The sequence below is a fragment of the Deltaproteobacteria bacterium genome, from assembly GCA_005879535.1.
In the GTDB taxonomy this organism is placed as follows: domain Bacteria; phylum Myxococcota; class Myxococcia; order Myxococcales; family 40CM-4-68-19; genus 40CM-4-68-19.
This window is the reverse complement of sequence record VBKI01000047.1, coordinates 140,455-159,975: the sequence shown is the minus strand read 5'-3', so window position 1 is coordinate 159,975 and position 19,521 is coordinate 140,455. Positions and strand designations below refer to the sequence as shown.

The following is a 19,521-nucleotide window of genomic DNA, read 5'->3' as shown; positions in this document are numbered from 1 at the left end:
ATCCGCGGCAAGCGCCTGACGCTCAGCAATCTCGACAAGGTCTTCTATCCGAAGGCGGGTTTCACCAAGGCGCAGGTGATCGATTTCTACCTGCGAATCGCGCCGGCGCTGCTCCCGCACCTGCGGGACCGGCCGCTCACGCTCAAGCGCTATCCCAACGGAGTGGACGGTCAGTTCTTCTACGAGAAGAACTGCCCCTCGCACCGGCCGCCGTGGGTCAAGACCGCGCCGATCTGGAGCGACCAGAACCAGCGCGTGATGCAGTTCTGCCTGGTGCAGGACGTCGCTACGCTCGCCTGGGCCACGAATCTGGCCGACCTGGAGATGCACGTTCCCCTGCACCGCGCCCGCGACGTCGAGCGGCCCGACAGCGTGGTCTTCGATCTCGACCCCGGACCGCCGGCGGACCTCGTCCAGTGCTGCGAAGTTGCCGTCATCCTCGAGCAGATGTTCGCGCAGCTCGGGTTGCGGACCCTTGCCAAGACCTCGGGCTCCAAGGGCCTGCAGATCTACCTGCCGCTGAACCAGCGCATCACGTACGAGGAGACGAAGCCGTTCGCGCGCGCGGTCGCCGACGCGCTGGCGGCGAAGCGTCCCGGTCTCGTGGTCTCGAACATGAAGAAATCGCTGCGGGCCGCAAAGGTGCTGGTCGACTGGAGCCAGAACGATCCGCACAAGACGACCGTGTGCGTGTACTCGCTGCGCGCCCGCGAGCGACCGACGGTTTCGACACCGGTGAGCTGGAACGAAGTCCGCGAGTGTCTCCACGCAAAAGACCCGAAGCTGCTCTCGTTCGAGACCGATGCCGCCTTGCGCCGCGTGGACGAGCACGGCGACCTCTTTGCCCCGCTCCTCTCTTTGAAGCAGAAGCTCCCGCGAATTCCCGGCAGCTGAGTCTTCAGTTCATCCGAAACAGCAGATTTCGTTGCAGAGGTGAACAGGGGCGGCCTCTTCCGGGGCCGCCCCGAACCTGCTCACGCCCCCCGAAAATCGATCGTCGTCAGACCGTCGCGCCGCGGCGCAGGACCGCGAAGATCAGGCTGATGATGGCGAGCACCAGCAGGATGTGGACCCATGCGCCCATCGTGGAGCCCGATACCAGCCCGAGCACCCACAGGACGAGCAGAATCACGGTGATGGTCCAGAGCATGCTGTACCTCCTTTGCCGCAAAGGTAGGTCTCGCACTGTCGGGAAACGAGCGTCCCGCCGGAGGAGCACCCGGGCAGGCGCACGTCCGGGTCGGCAGCGCGCGCACAGGAACATCCTTGCAGCGCACACGGGCAAGCGTGGCACGTTTGGGTGCCGTGTTGCGGAGGTCCCTGCGGAATTCCATGTTCGAGGGGGCGCTTGCCGAGGTGGTGGGCGCCTGCACGTCCGGTGGAGTTCTGACAGCGTGGGCGCTCTTTCTCGATCTGCCCCCCTTTCTCATCGGCGTCCTCGGCGCGCTGCCCTTCACCGCGCAGCTCGTGCAGTTGCCGGCGGCGTGGTGCACGCGGCGATTCGGCGGGCGCCGGGCGGCGCTGTGGACCATCGGCATTTCCCGGCAGAGCATCCTCCCCTTGGCGCTGCTTCCCTTCCTGCCGGCGTCCGCCGTCTCGAAGCAGGCGGTCTTTCTCGGCTGCGCGTTCATCAGCGCCGCGCTCAGCGTGGCGGGGAACAACGCCTGGACTTCGTGGATGGGCGACCTGGTTCCGGCGGCGGTGCGCGGCCGCTACTTCGGGCGGCGCTCCGCCCTCTGCGCGTTCGCCGCCCTCTGCGCGTCCCTGGCTGCCGGACTGGTCCTGGACGCAGGGCGGAACCGCGGCGATGCAGGGACCGCTCTCTGCGCGCTGACGGTCGCCGCGTCTCTAACGGGAGCGATTACCACCTGGCTCCTCTTCCGTCAGCACGAGCCAAGCCACACCGTGCCTCCGCGCGCGGCCCCGCTGCACGAGGCGCTGGAACCGCTGCACGACGGGCGCGCTCGCAGCCTGCTCGCCTTCCAACTCGCCTGGAGCGCGGCGGGAGGAATCGCAGCTGCCTTCTATCCGCTGCACATGATCGGCAATCTCCGGATGGGTTTTGTCCGGATGGCCATCTACACCGCCGCGGTCGCCGCCTTCCGGATGCTCGCCGGCCCGATCTGGGGTCGCGTCCTCGACCGCGGCGGCGCGCGCCAGGTCGTGGTCGCCAGCGCCTTCGCGCTCTGCCTCTCTCCTCTGCTGTGGATCTTCGCGGCGGAAGGCCGGCTCTGGCCTCTCGGCATCGATGCAGCGGTCTGCGGCGCCGCCAACGCCGGCCTCGCCCTGGCGACGTTCTCCTTGCCGCTCGCGCTCTCGCGGCCGGCCACGCGATCCTTCTACGTCGGGGCCGTTGCGGCCGTCGGAGGCCTGGCGGCCGGAATCGGTTCCGCCGCGGGCGGCGCCATCGTCAAGCTCCTCCCAGACGCCTGGTCGTTGCTCGGTCAACCGCTCGTCGCCTCACAGGCGCTGTTTCTGGTCGGCGCCGGCGCCCGCTTCTGCGCGGCGGCTCTCGCATTGCGCATCGATGGACGAACGCCGGCCGAAGTGCTGCAGATGCCGTCCCGCGCGGGCCCGGCCCGTGCGAAGCTTTCCGCGTGACGTTCGACTGCCAGTCCTGTGGCGCCTGCTGCTGCAACACCGACGAGAACCGCGCCGAGACGTATGTCGACTACGTCGAGGTCAGGCCCCGCTCTGCGCTCGCGCGCCACCCTCGCCTGCTCCGCCGGTTGACCGTGCTCAACGGCGAAGGCGAGCGCCACATGAAGCTCCGCGGGCGGGATCAACGCTGCATCGCTCTCGAGGGCAAGCTCGGCAGCCGCGTCGCCTGCACGATCTACGAGATCCGTCCTTCGGCCTGCCGGCAGGTCCTGCCCGGGTCCCGGGAGTGCCGCCAGGATCGCCGCGAACGCGGGATCGAGTAGGATGCGCGCCCCCAAAGGGGGTTCGCCATGCGCAAGCTCTTTCCGCTGTTGGTCGCCGCCGCCGCTCTCGCCGATGCGCCGAAACCGCCGTCGACCGAGGAGGCCCTGGTCGCCAACGTCGCCACCGCGAAGTTCGCCGACTCCACCACGCCGAACGCGACCAAAGGGATGCAGGCCGCGGTCATCGGTGTCGACCCTACGACCAAGGGCGCCACCGCCTACTTGAAGACGCCCGCCGGCACCGGGTTGCCGGCGCACTGGCACTCCGCCGCGGAGTACACGGTCCTCCTCTCCGGCAAGGGGACTTTGACGCTCGACGGGAAGCAGCACGATGTCGCTCCGGGCGGTTACGTCGTCATCCCAGCGAAGGCAGTACACCAGTTCGTCTGCTCGGCAGGGACCGATTGCATGTTGCTCGTCCGCCGCGGCGGGCCGGCGGACTACAACTTCGTCAAGTGAGGTCGCCATGAAGCGCATCGCCGTCCTCCTCGTTTGCGCGGCCGCCTGCAAGTCCGCGCCGCCACCCGCGCCCGCGACCGCCGCCCCCAAGGAAGACGGCCGGGCAGCGCGGAACACCGTCGTGTCGGCACCGGATCGGAGCGCCGCCGACAAGGACCTCGATCCGGGCCGCAAGCCCGCCGAGATGCTCGACTTCCTCGACGTGCGTCCCGGCATGAAGGTCGAGGACCTGGGAGCGGGCGGCGGTTACACGACGGAGTTGATCGCGCGCTCGGTGGGGCCGTCGGGCGCGGTATACATGCAGAACGATCCGCGCTGGCTGTCGTTCCTCAAAGACGCCCTCGCCGAGCGCTTCACGCATCCGGCGATGAAGGACGTGGTGCGCGCCGAGATTCCGTTCGACGATCCGGTTCCGCCGGAGGCGAAGGACCTCGACCTGGTGGTGATGAACGTCATCTACCACGACATCGTGAACATGCCGGTGGACAGGGCCCGGATGAACAAGATCATCTTCAACGCGCTCCGCCCCGGCGGCGCATACGTGGTGATCGACTCGAGCGCGAAGGACGGCAGCGGCCTTTCCGCGACGCAGACCCTCCACCGCATCGACGAGAGCGTGGTGAAGGAAGAGGTGCAGACGGCTGGCTTCCGGCTCGCTTCGGAGGGCACCTTCCTGCGCAATCCTGACGATCCCCGCGACTGGAACGCGTCCCCGAACGCCGCCGCCAAGCTCGGCAAGCGTGGCCAGAGCGACCGTTTCGCGCTGAAATTCATTCGTCCCGCGAGTCCATGAGTCCGCCGCCGACAAAGCGGGCAGCGACAGAGTAGGCACGCGGCGTACCTCGGCGCACCGGCCGGAAGTTGCTCCAGCGACCTCGGACAACGAACATGTCCGGGGAGGTCGTCCTTGCGCGTATTCATCGTCTCGCTTCTCCTCGCGACCGCGGCGGCGGCGCAGAGCCGCATTGCGGTGCTTCCGGTGCAACCGCGGGCGGGAGCGCTCCCTGCGCCCGATGCGATCGCGTTCACCGAAGAGATCCGGGTCGTCGCCCGCGACGCCTTGGCGGCCCAAGGGTACGAAGTGATCGCGGCCGAAGGCAGCGACCCCGCCGGCGCGCTGGACGCGACCGGGGCCGTGCTCGCGGTGCTGGGGCGCGCGGCGCAGATGGAAGGGGCGACGGTGGTTGCGGTGAGCGTCTACCGCGACGGGACCGGTGCGCCGGTCTCGCTGATCCGCGTGGTGGGAATCGGCCTCGCGCAGCTGCGCGCGGACCTCCACGCGAAGCTTCCCAACCAGCTCGCCTCGGCGCTGGGGCTCGCGGCGCCGGCGGTAGAGCCCAGGCTGCCGCCCGGGACGCTGCGCATGCCGGGAGGTACGAAGGCAGCTCCGCCACCGGAGCCGCGCGCGGCCGCCCCTCCGCCTCCCCCGGCTCCTCCGGCAGAGCCGACGACGTCGCCGCCGGTGCCGGACGAGGATCCGCTGATCACGATGATCCGCGATACCACCACGGACGTCGAACGCCTGCGCGGCCTGCGCCGCAAGCAGAATCTCAAGGTGCAGATCCTCGACGGCAAGCTGTTCTCCAAGGCGGTGTGGGAGAAAGCGAAGAAGGAGCTCACGCCCGCGGTCGTGGCCGCCGAGCGCGCCCGCTGGCTCGCGTTCAACCTCGCTCCGGCGGCGGTCGACCCCGCCCAGGCCCTGCTCGACGTGCTCGACGAGCAGGTCGCGGGCTTCTACGACCCGTTCACGCGCCAGCTCGTGGTCCGCAAGGACCCGCCGGCCTCGGCGGGCGCAATGGGGCCGGACGGGCTGCGCGTCGTGCTCGCGCACGAGATCGAGCACGCGCTGCAGGACCAGAACTTCGGGATTCCCGATATGGCCGCGCTGCCCGACGACGACGTCCGCCTGGCGCGGACGGCGCTGTACGAAGGGGATGCGATGGCGGTGATGACCGCCTTCAGCGCGCTTCGGGCTCACAAGCCGATCAAGGCGTCGATCGCAAGCGGCGCGGCGACGTTGAAGGCGCTGGACGCGCAGACGCTGCTCAAGATGAGCGGGAAGTCGCCGCAGCTCCAGCACGCGCCTCCGGTCCTCCGCGAGGAGCTGGTTCTTCCCTACGCGGCGGGCTTCGCGCTGGTGGCCGAGGCGTATCGCCGCGGCGGGTTTGCCCTCGTGGATCGGATGTTCAAGAACCCTCCGGTCTCCACGCATCAGATCCTTCATCCCGACGCTTATTTCGCCGGCGAAGTGCCCGTGCTCGTTCCCGCGCCTCCCCCTCCCGACGGCACGCACGCGATCGCCACCGGGCGGATGGGCGAGCTCGGCACCCGCCTGGCGCTCGAGGCGTGCGTGGAGAAGGAAGTGCTCAAGGACTTCGCTCCGCGCTGGGCCGGCGACGCGTACACCATCGTCGAAGGGCCGAAGAACGCTCTCTCGCTGCTCTGGACCACGGCATGGAGCTCTGGAGTCGCCGGCAACGTCTCCAACGTGATGAAGCTGGTGCAGCCGTGCTGGCAGGAGCAGGCCGCGGGCGGACCCAACCCGCTCGGTTGGTCGATGGCGGCGCCCTCGCGGATCGCGAGCTCCGCGCAGTTGGTCGCCGTGGCGCGAGGGAGCGTCGATCTTGTCGCGGCCACTGCTCGCCAGCTCGCTCTGCGCCCGGTGACGCGCGCTGCGGTTCCGCCTTTCGGAGACGTGCCTCCGCCGCCGGAGGTCGAACCGACGCGCGTGCGTTCCGGGCGGTTCGTCAGCCCTCGCCTCGCGCTGGCCGGAGACGTCCCCGAGGGCTTCGAGGCCGACGAGAGCAATCCCGTCGCCGAGCTGGCAATCAAGAAAGCCGGCGCCGGCGGCGCGACGATCTCCTTCGTTCCCGAGGCTCTGACCGGAGAGACACTGGACGCGTTCTTCCAGACCGCCTCCGCGCAGATCGCCGCCTCACAGGGCGGGCATCTCACCTACCTCGGCAAGACGCAGCAGCTCCTCGCGGGGGTTCCTGCCGAGCAGCGCTCGTGGGCAGTGGAGAATGCCGGAATGCAGCTGAGGATCGCGATCGCACCCTATTGCGGAGGGAAGGCGGCGCTCACGCTGCTGCGCCTGGAAGGTGGGGCGGCGGCCCGCGCCACCTTCGACCAGTTCGCGGCGTCGATCAGCCAGACCGGTGCCGCGCCCGCCTGCGCTGAGCTTGAATAGCGCCGGCCGCCCGAAGGTGGCTTAGGCACTATGCTTTTGCTGGCTGTTTCCGCGAATGCGGAAAGAGCCTTGAAAGCTGTCGTACTCTCGACGCCGCACAGGTTCGGCGATAAAGCTCCGCCCGATGCAGGACGTCCTCAACTTCATCGACGGACGGCAGGTGCCCGCCGCCTCCGGCGAGTGGCTGGACGACGTCGACCCGGCGACCGGCGCGATCCATGCGCGGGTCGCGAGCTCGGACGCGCGCGACGTGGATCGCGCGGTCGCGGCGGCACTCCGCGCCTTTCCTGCCTGGTCGGCGACTCCCGCGGTCGAGCGGTCGAAGGTGATGCGCCGGCTGGCGCGGCTGATCGAGCGCGATCTCGACTCCCTGGCGCGCGCGGAGTCGATCGACTCGGGAAAGCCGCTCTCCGCGGCGCGCACGGTGGACATCCCGCGCGCAGTCCAGAACTTCGACTTCTTCGCCGACGCGATCACGCAGTTTTCCAGCGAGGCGCACCCGACCGACGAAGTGGCGCTCAACTACACGCTGCGGCAACCGCTCGGCGCCGTCGCCTGCATCTCGCCCTGGAACCTTCCTCTCTACCTGCTCTCGTGGAAGATCGCCCCGGCGCTCGCCGCGGGAAACTGCGTGGTCGCCAAGCCTTCTGAGGTGACTCCGATGACCGCGCACCTGCTCGGCGCGCTCGCAGCGGAGGCGGGATTTCCCCCCGGCGTGCTGAACGTCGTCCAGGGTCTCGGCCCCAAGGCTGGCGCGCCGTTGTGCGCACATCGGGAGATCCGGGCCATCTCTTTTACGGGATCGACGCGCGTTGGCGGCGAGATCGGCCGCGAGGCGGCCGGCTCGTTCAAGAAGGTCTCGCTGGAAATGGGCGGCAAGAACCCGACGGTCATCTTCGCCGACGCCGACCTGCGCGAGGCCATCCCGCAAACGGTGCGCGCCGCCTTCTCGAACACCGGACAGATCTGTCTCTGCGGCTCGCGGATCCTGGTCGAGAAATCCGCGTACGGGCTCGTTCGCGACGAGCTCGTCGAGCGCGTGCGCGCCCTCGAGATGGGCGATCCGCTCGACCCTGCGACCGAACAGGGTGCCCTCGTCTCGCGCCAGCATCTCGACAAGGTGTTGGGATGCCTGGCGGTCGCAAAGCAGGAAGGCGGGCGCGTTCTCTGCGGCGGCGGCCGGGCGGTGGTTCCCGGGCGATGCGCGGGTGGCTTTTTCGTGGAGCCCACGCTGATCGAGGGTCTGGGCCCCGCCTGCCGCACCAACCAGGAGGAGATCTTCGGTCCGGTGGCGACGCTGCTTCCATTCGAGACCGCGGAGGAGGCGGTCCAGGTCGCGAACTCGACACGCTATGGTCTCGCCGCTTCGCTGTGGACTCGCGATCTGTCGCGGGCCCATCGCGTCGCCGCCCAGCTTCAGAGCGGGATCGTCTGGGTCAACTGCTGGATGTTGCGCGACCTGCGCACGCCGTTCGGAGGCGTCAAGGAGTCGGGCGTCGGCCGCGAAGGCGGGATGGACGCGCTGCGGTTCTTCACCGAAGCGAAGAACGTCTGCGTGAAGCTATGAGCTCGAACGAGTTCAAGTCGTCGCGCGCACCCGAGCCGGTCGGTCCGTATCCGCACGCGCGGCGGGTCGGAAATCTCCTCTTCCTTTCCGGCATCGGGCCGCGCCGGCGCGACTCGCGGGATATTCCCGGCGTCCGGCTCGCGCCCGACGGATCGGTTGCGAGCTACGACATCGAGGCGCAGTGCCGCTCCGTCTTCGACAACGTGCGCGCCGTCCTGGAAGATGCCGGGGCGCGATGGGAGGACCTGGTGGACGTGACGGTCTTCCTCACGGACATCCAGCGCGACTTCGCCGCCTACAACCGCCTGTACGCGGAGTATTTCGCCACCGTCCGTCCCTGCAGGACCACGGTGGAGGTCACGGCGCTGCCGACCCCCATCGCCATCGAGCTCAAGTGCATCGCGGAGGTCGCGTCCCGATGAAACCGCTCAACTTCCGGAAGTGGATCGACGAGCACCGCCATCTGCTCAAGCCACCCGTCGGCAATGCGCAGATCTGGGAGGGCGACCGCGACTTCATGGTGACCGTGGTGGGCGGGCCCAATGCCCGTACCGACTATCACGTCAACGAAGGAGAGGAGTTCTTCTACCAGGTGGAAGGCGACATCGTCTTGCGAACGCTGCAGGAGGGCGAGCGCGTCGACGTTCCCATCCGTCAGGGCGAGATCTTCCTCCTCCCCCCGAAGACGCCGCACTCGCCGCAGCGTCCGGCGAACACGGTCGGACTCGTCATCGAACGGCGTCGCCTGCCGCAGGAAAAGGACACCTTCCTCTGGGTCTGCGACGGCTGCGGCGGCGAGCTGTACCGGGAGTCGTTCCACCTCACCGACATCGTCCAGCAGCTTGCGCCGGTGTTCGAGCACTACTGGGGCAACCCGGCGAACACGACCTGCCGCAAGTGCGGCCGCAAGCATGCGAAGCCTTGACGTGCACACGCACGTGCTCCCTTCGGAGCTGCCGCGCTGGAGCCCGATGCGCCTCGAGCGGGTCGACGAGTGTGGCGCCCGCCTGCTGCGCGAGGACGGAACGCTGTTCCGGGAGATCCGGAGCAACTGCTGGGATCCCGCCATCCGCCTGAAGGAATGCGACGAAGCGGGCGTCGGCCTCCAGGTGCTCTCCACCGTCCCGGTCCTCTTCGCCTACCAATTGCCACTTGCGCGCGGCGACGATCTCGCGCGCCTGCTGAACGACCACGTGGCGGCGCTCTGCCGGGAGCATCCGCGGAGATTCATCGGCCTCGGCACGCTCCCCATGCAGGCCCCCGATCGCGCCGTCCGGGAGCTCGATCGCTGCGTGACGCAGCTCGGCCTTCTGGGGATCGAAATCGGTTCGCACGTGAACGACTGGAATCTCTCCGAGCCCGCGCTGTTTCCGGTCTTCGCGCGCGCCGAGGAGCTGGGCGCGGCGGTGTTCGTGCATCCGTGGGACATGATGGGCGAGGCGCGGATGCGCAAGTACTGGCTGCCCTGGCTGGTCGGAATGCCCGCGGAGGTCTCGCTCGCCATCTGCTCGGTCATCTTCGGCGGAGTGCTCGAGCGGCTGCCGCGGCTGCGCATCGCCTTCGCGCACGGCGGCGGCGCCTTCCCCGGAACGCTGGGGAGGATCGAGCGCGGATTTCAGGCGCGGCCGGATCTGGTCGCGGTGGACAATCCGCATCCGCCGTCCCGGTACCTGAAGCGGATCTACGTCGACTCGCTCGTGCACGACGCGGGCGCTCTGCGCTTTCTTCTCGGAGTCTTCGGGCCGGACCGCATCGCGCTGGGCAGCGACTATCCCTTCCCCCTGGGCGAAGAACGCCCCGGCAGCTTGATCGACTCGCTCCATCTGCCCGCGGACGTGCGGGAGCGGCTGAGATCCGGGACTGCGCTCGAATGGCTGGGGCGCCAGGCGGCCGCCTATGACCTTTGAGGACTCGCTCGAGTGGGCGCAGGCGGAGGACGCGGCGGATGATTTGCGGTCCTTGCGCGCGGAATTCCTCTTCCCCGAGTCAGGACCGCTCTACTTCGCGGGGCATTCGCTCGGTCTGCAGCCGCGGCGTGCGCGCGAGTACGTGCTGCAGGAGATGGAAGACTGGGAGCGCCTCGCCGTCGACGGCCACTTCGCCGCGCGCAATCCCTGGGTCGGTTATCACGAGTTGCTGACCGCGGCGACCGCGAGGCTCGTCGGTGCCCTGCCCCACGAAGTGGTGGTGATGAACACGCTGTCGGTGAACCTGCATCTGATGATGGTCTCGTTCTACCGCCCCAGGCCCGGCAAGCACCGGCTGCTGATCGAGAAGGGCGCGTTTCCCTCGGATCGGTACGCGGTGGCCTCGCAGGCGCGGTTCCACGGATTCGCCGACGCCGTCCTGGAAAGCGAGGATCCCTTGCGTACGCTGCGGGAGCGCGACGACGTGGCGCTCGTGCTGATCGGCAACGTGAACTACGTCAGTGGCCGGGCGTACGACATGCGGGCGTTGGTGCGGGCGGCACACGAGAAGGACGCCCTCATCGGCTTCGATCTGGCGCACGGAGCGGGCAACCTCGTGCTCTCGTTGCACGATGACGCTCCCGACTTCGCGGTCTGGTGCAACTACAAGTATCTCAACGCCGGGCCGGGCGGTCTCGGCGGCGTCTTCGTCCATGAACGGCACGCCGATGCGCAGTTGCCGCGGTTCGAAGGCTGGTGGGGCCACGACAAGGCGCGCAGGTTCGAGATGGCGGCGCGATTTTCGCCCATTCGCGGTGCGGAAGCCTGGCAGCTGTCGAATCCACCCATCCTGCAGCTCGCGGCGTTGCGGGCCTCGATGGAGCTTTTCGACCGCGCCGGCATGCCGGCCCTGAGGCGCAAGGGCGACCGGCTCACGGGATATCTCGAACACCTATTGATCGAGCGCGGGGCGGAGATTCTCACGCCACAGGACCGAGGCTCGATGCTGACGGTGCGCTTCCGGCGTCCCGGAACCGTCAACGAGCTGAAAAGGCGGGGCGCCATCGTCGATCTGCGGCCCCCGGACATCGTCCGGATCACGCCTGCTCCGCTTTACAACGGCTTCGAGGACGTTCAGCGGCTCTGCGCGCTGATCGGTGAGCTGGGCGATGCCTGATTTGGTCGTCGTCGGAGCGGGGCCGGTCGGCTCGCTGCTGGCGCTCATGCTCGCTCGCCAGGGGCACGCGGTCGACGTGTACGAGCGGCGGCCCGACATGCGCCACGTGGGCATTTCCGCCGGCCGCTCGATCAACCTGGCGGTCTCCACGCGCGGGCTCCATGCGCTGCACGAGGTAGGCCTCGACGACGACGTGCTCCGCCAGGCGGTCCCGATGCTCGGCCGGATGACGCACGCACTGGACGGGAAGCTCGCCCTGCTTGCCTACGGCCGCAGCGAACGCGAGTTCATCAACTCGATGTCCCGCGGCGAGCTCAACAAGCTCTTGATGACCAGGGCGGAGGAGACGGGGCGCGTCCGCATCCACTTCGGGCAGCGGCTGGTCGACTACGACTTCGCCCGGCGCGTAGCGCGCTTCGATCCCGTGGGTGAGGTGCCGGCGGAGGTCATCGTCGGAAGCGACGGCAGCAGCTCCGCCCTGCGCGCCTGCCTGGCCGGCAGCGCGACGCAGGACGTCCTCTCCAGCGGCTACAAGGAGCTGACCATGCCGCCGAGGGAGGGCGGCTTCGCGATGCATCGCAACGCGCTGCACATCTGGCCGCGCGGCAACTTCATGCTGATCGCGCTTCCGAACAGTGACGGCAGCTTCACCTGCACGCTGTTCTTGCCCTTCGAAGGCTCGCCGTCGTTCGCAGAGCTGGTCGGCGAGGAGGATGCGGCCCGTTTTTTCGAGAAGTGGTTTCCCGACGCGGTGCCGCTCATTCCTGGATTGGCCGCGCAGTTCATGCAGGCGCCGCTCGGGCGGATGGCGACGATCAAGGCCTGGCCCTGGTCACGCGGCAGCGCGCTGCTGATCGGCGACGCCGCGCACGCCATCGTTCCCTTCTTTGGCCAAGGCATGAATGCCGGCTTCGAGGACGTCGCGCTGCTCGCCGGAATGCTCACGGGGGACTGGGCGCGCGACTTCGCCCGGTTCGCCGAATCGCGCAAGCCCGACACCGACGCCATCGCGGACCTCGCGGTGGAGAACTTCGTCGAGATGCGCGACAAGGTCGCCGACCCGGAGTTCCTCCGCATGCGGGAGATCGAGCGCGGTCTTCAACAAAGGATGCCGGGGCGATATCTGACCCGCTACCAGCTCGTGACGTTTACCCGGGTGCCGTACCGGATCGCGCTGCTGGCAGGGGAGATCCAGCTCCGCATCCTGTCCGAGCTGGCGCAACAGGCTCAGCCGGATTACGAGCGCGGCGTCCACCTGGCGGAGCAGGAGCTGGTACCGCTGCTGCGCTCGCACGGGGTCGTTTGATCCCGGGCGGCGTCGCCTCAGCCCTTGAGCTCGGTGCGCACGTCCCACAGATCCGGGAACAGCAGCACGTCGACCAGCTTCTTCAGATAATCGACTCCGGCAGTCCCCCCGGTGCCGCGCTTCCAGCCGATGATCCGCTGGACCACCTTGACGTGACGGAAGCGCCAGAGCGCGAACTGCTCGTCGACGTCGATCAGCTTTTCGCACATCTCGTACGCATCCCAGTTCTCCGCCGGATTCTCGTAGATCTCGCGGACCACTGCCCGTACGCCGGGATCGCTCCTGTGGGGCTCCGTCACGTCCCGGGCGAGAACGCCCTGGGGAATGGGCTTGCCCCGACGGGCCAGGTGCCGGAGGAACTCGTCGTACAGCGTTGGCGACTTCAGCGCCTGAAGCAGCTCGGCGTGGCCGGCCGGATTCTGCTCGTGCACCGCGAGCATCCGCTGGTCCTTGTTCCCGAGCATGAATTCGATCACCCGGTGTTGGAGCGACTGGAAGCCACTGGCCGGCCCGAGCACGTGCCGGAACTCCCCGTACTCGCTGGGGGTCAGCGTGGCCAGGACGGCCCATTGCGAAACGAGCTGGGCCTGGATGTGCTTCACTCGCGCGAGAATCTTGAAGGTAGGCTCCAGCTGATCGCGCCGGACGAATTCGATGGCCGCCCGGAGCTCGTGGAGCACGAGCTTGAACCACAGCTCGCTGGTCTGATGTTGAATGATGAACAGCATCTCGTCATGGTGCGGAGGGTTGCTGAGCGGCGTTTGCGCCGAGAGCAGCTTGTCAAGCTGCAGGTATCCGCCGTACGTCATCCGATCGCGAAAATCGGTGACCACGTTGTCTTCGAGGGACATGGGCGACCTTGTACCACCGCGTTCCGTCTGCGCGCGCGCCGCGGCATTGCTGCTGGCATGCGCCGCCTGTGCCGGCGACGACGAAACGCCTTCGCAATCGATTCCTGGGTTGGTCACCGTTTCCACCAATGCTCCCTGGGCCAGCTCCTGCACGGGTCCCGCGGGCACGGGCGTTGTCTTCCACGACGCGGAGGTCGAGCCCTCGGTCGCCATCGATCCGACCGATCCCAAGCACCTCATCGGCGCCTGGCAGCAGGACCGCTGGTCCAACGGTGGTTCCAACGGCGTGGTCAGCGCCGTCACGTTCGACGGCGGCCACACCTGGCAGCGGACGACCCCGCGGTTCACGCGGTGCAGCGAAGGCGCCTACCAGCGCGGGACCGATCCGTGGGTCACGATCGGCCCGACCGGCACCGCCTTCGTGATCGTCTACGCGTACGACCAGGACAAGGTGAACCGCGCCATGCTTGTCAGCCGCTCGAGCGATCGCGGACTCACCTGGGACGAGCCGAAGACGCTGCAGCACGACGTCGACCCGAATCTGGTGATGGACAAGGAGACCGTCACCGCGGACCCGCTCGACGCGAAGTACGCTTACGCGGTCTGGGATCGGCTCACCGGCTTCACCGATCCCACCAACTCGAAGAACACGGGACCAGCCTGGTTCGCGCGCACGACCGACGGCGGCGACACCTGGGAGCCAGCCCGCCAGATCTACGATCCCGGCCCCGACACGCAGACCATCTCCAACCAGATCGCCGTGTTGCCCGGCGGCGCGCTGGTGAACGTGCTGATGGTCGCGGCGCAAAACAGCTCGACGAATCCGCGCATCACCATCCAGGCAATTCGATCGTCCAGCCGGGGCGAGACCTGGCCCGACCCGGCCGTCAGCATCGCCGAGGCACAGTTCGTCGGCGTCAACGACCCCAAGACGAAGCGCGGAATCCGTTCGGGCAGCGTGGTCCACAGCGTCGCCCTCGACCGCTCCAGCAACGGCACCCTCTATGTCGTCTGGGAAGACGCGCGCTTCTCCCAGATGGCGCGCGACGGCATCGCGCTCTCCAGGAGCATCGACGGCGGACTCAACTGGTCTGCGCCCGTCCAGGTCAACGGAGCCTCCGCGCCTGCGTTCACGCCCACCGTCGCCGTCGCCAACGGCGGAAAGATCGGCGTCACCTACTACGATCTGCGCCGCGACGATCCGGCCGACTCCACGCACCTTCTCGTCACGCATTGGCTCGCCGTGTCCACCGACGGTGGCACGACGTTCACCGAGTCGATGATCGGAGCTCCCTTCAACCTGCAGGCCGCTCCCCTCGTCGAGGGTCCGGCCTGGTTCCTCGGCGATTACCAGGCGCTGGTGAGCGACGGGTCCGTGTTCCTTCCCTTCTTCGTCGCCGTCCCACAGGGCGGCGCGGCCAACGTGTACTTCCGGCCCGCCGACGCCGTTCCCGTCACCGCCGACCCGGTGGCGGTCGCGGCGCGGACCGTTCAGCAGCTCTGGCGGGGCGCCCGCGAGCGCTGGCGCTTCGACACGCTGTTCAAGTAGCCTGCGCCGCCATGAAGAACGCCCTCGTGCTCGCTGCCGGCGCGCTCGTCGCGTGCGCGCCCGCCGCCACCCGGCAGGCGCCTCCAGCCACCAGCAGCGCCCAGGTGCGGCAGGCGTCCCCGGGCGACGCGAAGCAATTCGTGGCGAAGGTGAACGAGGACCTCAAGCACCTGTCGGTCGAGTCGTCGACGGCGGAGTGGATCAAGAGCACGTACATCACCGACGACACCGAGCGGAACGCCGCCGTCGCCAACGAGCGCCTGCTGGCATACTCCAGCGACGCCGCGAAGACGGCGACGAAGTTCAAGGACATGTCGCTCGATGCGGATACCACCCGGATGCTCTACCTGCTGCGGATCGGGAGCCTCGTCATCGACGATCCGGCGAAGCGGCAGGAGCTGACCTCGCTGGGCGCGCGGCTCGAGGGCTATTACGGCGCCGCCAAGGATGCGAAGGGCCGCGACCTCGAGGAGCTCTCGAAGATCGTCGACCGCAGCCACAACTACGATGAGCTGCTCGATGCCTGGCGGTCCTGGCACGATACGGCCCGGCCACAGCGCCAGCGCTACGAGCGGTTCGTGCAGCTCGAGAACGAGGGCGCGCGCGGCGCCGGCTTCGCCAACATGGGCGACATGTGGCGCGCCGGTTACGACATGCCTCCCGAGCAGTTCGAGAAGGAGACCGACCGCCTCTGGCAGCAAGTGAAGCCGCTGTACGACGACCTGCATTGCTATGTCCGCGCGCAGCTCCAGAAGACCTACGGCAAGGACAAGGTCCCCGACGGCAAGCCGATCCCGGCGCACCTGCTCGGCAACATGTGGGCGCAGGAATGGACCAACGTCTATCCGCTGGTCGAGCCGTACAAGGGAGTCGCCAACCTCGACGTCGACGGTGCGCTCGCCGCGCAGAAGTGGGACGCGACGCGGGTGGTGAAGACCGGCGAGGCGTTCTTCACCTCGATGGGGCTCGATCCTCTGCCGAAGACGTTCTGGGAACGGTCGATGATCGTAAAGCCCCGCGACCGCGAGGTGGTCTGCCACGCCAGCGCCTGGGACGTCAGCTTCTCCGACGACCTGCGGATCAAGATGTGCATCCGCAACCCGCCGACCGAGGAGGATCTCACCACCGTCCACCACGAGCTCGGGCACGACTATTACTTCCATGCCTATTACAAGCTGCCGTTCCTCTATCAAGCGGGAGCGAACGACGGCTTCCACGAGGCCATCGGCGACGCGCTGGTCCTCTCGATGACGCCCGGGTATCTGAAGCAGCTCGGCCTCGTCCCGGCGATCCAGAGCGACGAGAAGGCGGTGATCAACTTCCAGATGAAGAACGCGCTGGCCAAGGTCGCGTTCCTGCCTTTCGGCAAGCTGATCGACCAGTGGCGCTGGGACGTGTTCAGCGGAAAGACGGCGCCCTCGGAGTACAACAAGGCCTGGTGGGCGCTGCGCACCAGGGACCAGGGCGTATCCGCGCCGGTCGCGCGCACCGAACAGGACTTCGATCCGGGCGCCAAGTACCACATCCCGGCAAACGTCGCGTACACGAGGTACTTCCTCGCGCGGCTCCTGCAGTTCCAGTTCTACCGGGCGATGTGCCAGGCCGCCGGCCAGAAAGGTCCGCTGCACCAGTGCTCGTTCTACGGCAGCAAGGAAGCGGGCCAGCGCCTCTGGAAGATGCTCGCGCTCGGCGCCAGCAAGCCGTGGCCGGACGCGCTGGAGGCGATGACCGGTCAGCGGCAGATGGACGGGAGCGCGTTGCTCGAGTACTTCCAGCCGCTGGAAGGATGGCTGAAGCAGCAGAACCAGGGGAAGCGATGTGGCTGGTGACGTGAACGGCCGCAGGTTCCCGGCCGCGGTCAAATACATCCTCGGCAACGAGGCTTGCGAGCGGTTCAGCTTCTACGGGATGAGCACCATCCTCGTTCCGTACATGCAGCAGTACCTGAACTGGCCGCGCAACCGCGCCGAGGGCGTCTACCACGACTTCGTCGCGGCCGCGTACGCGATGACGGTGGTCGGCGCATGGCTCTCCGACCGCTTCTTCGGGCGCTATCGAACGATCCTCTGGCTCTCCTACGGATACGTCGCCGGCCACGCGACGTTGGCGGCGATGGACCTCGCTCCGGGGGCGCGCGCGAGCCTGCTGTTCCTCGGCATGACGTTGATCGTGGTGGGGCAGGCCGGCATCAAGCCCAATCTCTCCGCGTTCGTGGGAGATCAGTTCCGCCAGGAGCAGCGCGGCCTGCTCGACCGGGTCTACTCGCTCTTCTACGTCGCCATCAACATCGGCTCGGCGACGTCCCAGATCGCTACGCCCTGGCTGCTGGCGGGGTGCGCCTTCGGCGCGATCAAGCTCTGCGAGCGCAGCGCGGTGGCGTGGGCCTTCGGCGTGCCGGGCGTCCTGATGGCGCTCGCGCTCGTCATCTATCTCGCCGGCAAACGCCTGTACGTGAAGGTTCCGCCGGCGGGCCGCGATCCCAACTCCTTCGTCGCCGTGCTTCGCACCCGGTTCCGCGAAGGCGAGGACGCGGCGCGCCGCAAACACGGCGAGGAGGCGGTGACAGGAACGCGCTCGGTCTTCCGCATCGCGATGGTCTTCGCGCCGACGATCACCTTCTGGGCGCTCTATTTCCAGTACGGCTCGTCGTGGTTCAACCAGGCCGAGCAGATGAACCGCGACGTATTCGGCTGGCACATGGAGTCGGCGCAGATGGAGGCGCTCAACGCCATCCTCATCCTGATCATGGTGCCGCTCTTTGCGTACGCCGTGTATCCCGCCCTCGAGCGCGCCGGGCTGCGGCCGACGATGCTGCGGCGCATGACGACGGGGATGTTCATCGCGGTCCCCGCCTTCCTCTCCGCGGCGATGATCCAGCGCTGGATCGATGGGGGCGATCACCCGCACATCGCCTGGCAGTCGATCCAGTACGTGATCATCGCCGTGGCGGAGACCCTCGTCAGCGTGACCGGCCTGGAGTTCGCATACACGCAGGCGCCCAGGCGGATGAAGGGCGCGATCATGAGCATGTACACGCTGAGCATCGGCGGCGGCTCCTTCGTCACCAGCCTGGTGACGCGCAACGTGGAGTTCGCCTCGCGCGCGAACTACTTCCTCTTCTGGGCAGCCTTCATGACCGCCGGCGCCATCCTCTTTGCCGTCATCGCCGCGCTCTACAAGCCGGTCGCCTTCGTCGCCGCGAATCAGGAAAGCGTTCCCGCGTAACGTCTCAGATGAAGTTCTTCAGGCTTGCCCGCCGCCGACCGGCAGGACTTCGCGGGTGAGGTTGCGGATCCCCTGGTCCTGCACCACGACGTCGTCCTCGATGCGGATCCCGCCGAAAGCCGTGAGCGCGTCGACCAGCTTCCAGTCGATGTCGGGCGATTTGCGCAACGGCGCGAGCAGCGCCTCGATGAAGTAGAGCCCCGGCTCGATGGTGAAGACCTGTCCCGGCGCAATGTCGGTCGTATTGCGCAGGAAAGGATTGTCCTCGCGCGGCGGCCGCAGGGCGCAGCCGACGTCATGGCATTGCAGCCCGAGGGAATGCCCGAGGCCGTGCGGATAGAACGCGCGAGTGATCCCGCGCGAGACCAGCTCGTCCGCCGGCAGCGGCGAGATTCCGACCTCGCGCAGGATGGCGGCGACCTGCCGGTGCGACTCGTCGTGGAGCTGCTCGTAGGGCATCCCCACCCGCACCTGCGCGCAGAGTCTCTGCTGCATCGCTTCCATGGCGCTGACGAGTTGCGCGAAAGCGGTCGCGCCCGCTCCGCCACCCTTCACCCAGGTGCGGGTGATGTCGGAGCAGTAGCCGGCAAAACAGGCGCCGGCGTCGACGAGCAATGACTGCGCCGGCTGGGCGCGCTTCGCGTAGCTGACGTGGTGGAGCGTCGCCGCGTGCTTTCCCAGCGCCACGATGTTCTTGTAAGGCGTTTCCGCATCGTCCTGCCGGGTGGCGCCGAGGAACGCGAGATGCAGCTGGAGCTCGCTCGGATCCGCGCCCTGGAACAGGCGCCGCAGCTCCTCGTGCCCGCGCGCCGCTCTGCGATTCGCCTCGGCGAGGCATTCCACCTCGTATGGAGTCTTGTAGACGCGCAGCGCATCGAGCGCGCGCACCAGCGCCGGTGGATTGACGTCGGCGATCTTCAGCGCGGCCGCCGCGGCCGCATCGTCGCCGACGAAAGCCACGCGCCCTTTGGGAAAGGCGGGCGCCGCGTCCATGACCTCGAACGAATCCCAGAAGTGATCCGTTTCCGGCGGAGCCAGCGCTTCCCAGAAGCTCTGCGGATGGGGACGGACGAGGACGGGCTTTCGTCCCGGCACGACGATCAGCAGGCACCCCGGGTCGGCGAGGGGAAGCCAGTGCTGGAAGTGCGGCGTGGGTCGCAGCGGCCAGTACTGATCGTCCGCGTCGGTGCGCTTGAGCGGCGTCCCTGAGTGGACGACCAGCGCCGAAAAACCGCCGTTCTCCAGCAGGGGAGCAACTTGTCGCAACAGTTGCCCGACGTGCGCCCGATGTAGATTACCAAGCTCCATGGTACTCGCTTAAGACGTTGGTTCTAGCAATCCATTGTCGAATCGGCTAGAGAATGAG

17 protein-coding genes are annotated in these 19,521 nt (G+C 67.9%); 14 read left to right on the top strand and 3 right to left on the bottom strand.

What is annotated here, in order from left to right; all coding sequences use genetic code 11:
• Positions 1-894: an ATP-dependent DNA ligase gene (locus tag E6J58_04350; GenBank protein TMB40937.1), complete on the top strand. Its 894-nt coding sequence runs from the start codon at positions 1-3 to the stop codon at positions 892-894.
• A 106-nt stretch (positions 895-1,000) separates the two neighbouring features.
• On the opposite strand, the gene E6J58_04345 is transcribed toward E6J58_04350, so the two are convergent.
• Positions 1,001-1,150: a lmo0937 family membrane protein gene (locus E6J58_04345; protein ID TMB40936.1), complete on the bottom strand. Its 150-nt coding sequence runs from the start codon at positions 1,148-1,150 to the stop codon at positions 1,001-1,003.
• Here E6J58_04345 and E6J58_04340 point away from each other — a divergent pair.
• The 10 genes from E6J58_04340 (at position 1,044) to E6J58_04295 (ending at position 12,530) form a co-directional block, all read left to right on the top strand.
• On the top strand, positions 1,044-2,924 hold the full coding sequence (locus E6J58_04340; protein ID TMB41070.1) for a YkgJ family cysteine cluster protein: 1,881 nt from the start codon (positions 1,044-1,046) through the stop codon (positions 2,922-2,924). The two genes, E6J58_04345 and E6J58_04340, sit on opposite strands and share 107 nt — an antisense overlap.
• 27 nt (positions 2,925-2,951) lie before the next feature.
• Positions 2,952-3,383: a cupin domain-containing protein gene (locus E6J58_04335; protein TMB40935.1), complete on the top strand. Its 432-nt coding sequence runs from the start codon at positions 2,952-2,954 to the stop codon at positions 3,381-3,383.
• A 7-nt stretch (positions 3,384-3,390) separates the two neighbouring features.
• Positions 3,391-4,176 (top strand): class I SAM-dependent methyltransferase, encoded by a 786-nt coding sequence (locus E6J58_04330; protein ID TMB40934.1) that lies wholly within the window; start codon positions 3,391-3,393, stop codon positions 4,174-4,176.
• A gap of 114 nt (positions 4,177-4,290) precedes the next feature.
• Positions 4,291-6,573, top strand: coding sequence for a hypothetical protein (locus E6J58_04325; GenBank protein TMB40933.1), 2,283 nt, complete (start codon positions 4,291-4,293; stop codon positions 6,571-6,573).
• Positions 6,574-6,697: 124 nt separating this feature from the next.
• Positions 6,698-8,140 (top strand): aldehyde dehydrogenase, encoded by a 1,443-nt coding sequence (locus E6J58_04320; protein TMB40932.1) that lies wholly within the window; start codon positions 6,698-6,700, stop codon positions 8,138-8,140.
• Entirely contained in the window at positions 8,137-8,562 is a 426-nt protein-coding gene (locus E6J58_04315; GenBank protein ID TMB40931.1) for a RidA family protein, read from the top strand. The genes E6J58_04320 and E6J58_04315 overlap by 4 nt, the downstream gene beginning before the upstream one ends.
• Positions 8,559-9,065, top strand: coding sequence for a 3-hydroxyanthranilate 3,4-dioxygenase (nbaC, locus tag E6J58_04310; protein ID TMB40930.1), 507 nt, complete (start codon positions 8,559-8,561; stop codon positions 9,063-9,065). Before E6J58_04315 ends, nbaC begins: the two co-directional genes overlap by 4 nt.
• Positions 9,052-10,047 carry an amidohydrolase gene (locus tag E6J58_04305; GenBank protein TMB40929.1) on the top strand — a complete coding sequence of 332 codons (996 nt, stop codon included), beginning with the start codon at positions 9,052-9,054 and terminating at the stop codon, positions 10,045-10,047. Before nbaC ends, E6J58_04305 begins: the two co-directional genes overlap by 14 nt.
• Complete coding sequence (kynU, locus tag E6J58_04300) at positions 10,037-11,224, top strand: kynureninase (GenBank protein TMB40928.1); 1,188 nt, start codon at positions 10,037-10,039, stop codon at positions 11,222-11,224. The genes E6J58_04305 and kynU overlap by 11 nt, the downstream gene beginning before the upstream one ends.
• On the top strand, positions 11,217-12,530 hold the full coding sequence (locus tag E6J58_04295; GenBank protein TMB40927.1) for an FAD-dependent monooxygenase: 1,314 nt from the start codon (positions 11,217-11,219) through the stop codon (positions 12,528-12,530). Before kynU ends, E6J58_04295 begins: the two co-directional genes overlap by 8 nt.
• A 17-nt stretch (positions 12,531-12,547) precedes the next feature.
• On the opposite strand, the gene E6J58_04290 is transcribed toward E6J58_04295, so the two are convergent.
• Complete coding sequence (locus E6J58_04290) at positions 12,548-13,381, bottom strand: tryptophan 2,3-dioxygenase (protein TMB40926.1); 834 nt, start codon at positions 13,379-13,381, stop codon at positions 12,548-12,550.
• Between E6J58_04290 and E6J58_04285 the strand changes: the two genes are divergently transcribed.
• The 3 genes from E6J58_04285 (at position 13,380) to E6J58_04275 (ending at position 18,155) form a co-directional block, all read left to right on the top strand.
• Positions 13,380-14,930, top strand: a complete 1,551-nt coding sequence (locus tag E6J58_04285; protein TMB40925.1) for an exo-alpha-sialidase — start codon at positions 13,380-13,382, stop codon at positions 14,928-14,930. The genes E6J58_04290 and E6J58_04285 overlap by 2 nt on opposite strands.
• An 11-nt stretch (positions 14,931-14,941) precedes the next feature.
• Positions 14,942-16,759: a M2 family metallopeptidase gene (locus E6J58_04280; protein ID TMB40924.1), complete on the top strand. Its 1,818-nt coding sequence runs from the start codon at positions 14,942-14,944 to the stop codon at positions 16,757-16,759.
• A gap of 79 nt (positions 16,760-16,838) precedes the next feature.
• Complete coding sequence (locus E6J58_04275; protein TMB41069.1) at positions 16,839-18,155, top strand: POT family MFS transporter; 1,317 nt, start codon at positions 16,839-16,841, stop codon at positions 18,153-18,155.
• An 18-nt stretch (positions 18,156-18,173) separates the two neighbouring features.
• Here the strand turns inward: E6J58_04275 and pepQ are convergent, their stop codons facing one another.
• Positions 18,174-19,463 carry a Xaa-Pro dipeptidase gene (gene pepQ / locus E6J58_04270; protein ID TMB40923.1) on the bottom strand — a complete coding sequence of 430 codons (1,290 nt, stop codon included), beginning with the start codon at positions 19,461-19,463 and terminating at the stop codon, positions 18,174-18,176.
• Positions 19,464-19,521: the final 58 nt, after the last annotated feature.

Coding starts and splice junctions, on each gene's coding strand:
- E6J58_04320 (TMB40932.1), top strand. CDS start 6,698: ATGCAGGACGTCCTCAACTTCATCGACGGACGGCAGGTGCCCGCCGCC.
- E6J58_04305 (TMB40929.1), top strand. CDS start 9,052: ATGCGAAGCCTTGACGTGCACACGCACGTGCTCCCTTCGGAGCTGCCG.
- E6J58_04340 (TMB41070.1), top strand. CDS start 1,044: ATGATGGCGAGCACCAGCAGGATGTGGACCCATGCGCCCATCGTGGAG.
- E6J58_04290 (TMB40926.1), bottom strand. CDS start 13,381: ATGTCCCTCGAAGACAACGTGGTCACCGATTTTCGCGATCGGATGACG.
- E6J58_04315 (TMB40931.1), top strand. CDS start 8,137: ATGAGCTCGAACGAGTTCAAGTCGTCGCGCGCACCCGAGCCGGTCGGT.
- E6J58_04330 (TMB40934.1), top strand. CDS start 3,391: ATGAAGCGCATCGCCGTCCTCCTCGTTTGCGCGGCCGCCTGCAAGTCC.
- pepQ (TMB40923.1), bottom strand. CDS start 19,463: ATGGAGCTTGGTAATCTACATCGGGCGCACGTCGGGCAACTGTTGCGA.
- E6J58_04280 (TMB40924.1), top strand. CDS start 14,942: ATGAAGAACGCCCTCGTGCTCGCTGCCGGCGCGCTCGTCGCGTGCGCG.
- E6J58_04295 (TMB40927.1), top strand. CDS start 11,217: ATGCCTGATTTGGTCGTCGTCGGAGCGGGGCCGGTCGGCTCGCTGCTG.
- kynU (TMB40928.1), top strand. CDS start 10,037: ATGACCTTTGAGGACTCGCTCGAGTGGGCGCAGGCGGAGGACGCGGCG.
- nbaC (TMB40930.1), top strand. CDS start 8,559: ATGAAACCGCTCAACTTCCGGAAGTGGATCGACGAGCACCGCCATCTG.
- E6J58_04335 (TMB40935.1), top strand. CDS start 2,952: ATGCGCAAGCTCTTTCCGCTGTTGGTCGCCGCCGCCGCTCTCGCCGAT.
- E6J58_04345 (TMB40936.1), bottom strand. CDS start 1,150: ATGCTCTGGACCATCACCGTGATTCTGCTCGTCCTGTGGGTGCTCGGG.
- E6J58_04275 (TMB41069.1), top strand. CDS start 16,839: ATGAGCACCATCCTCGTTCCGTACATGCAGCAGTACCTGAACTGGCCG.
- E6J58_04285 (TMB40925.1), top strand. CDS start 13,380: ATGGGCGACCTTGTACCACCGCGTTCCGTCTGCGCGCGCGCCGCGGCA.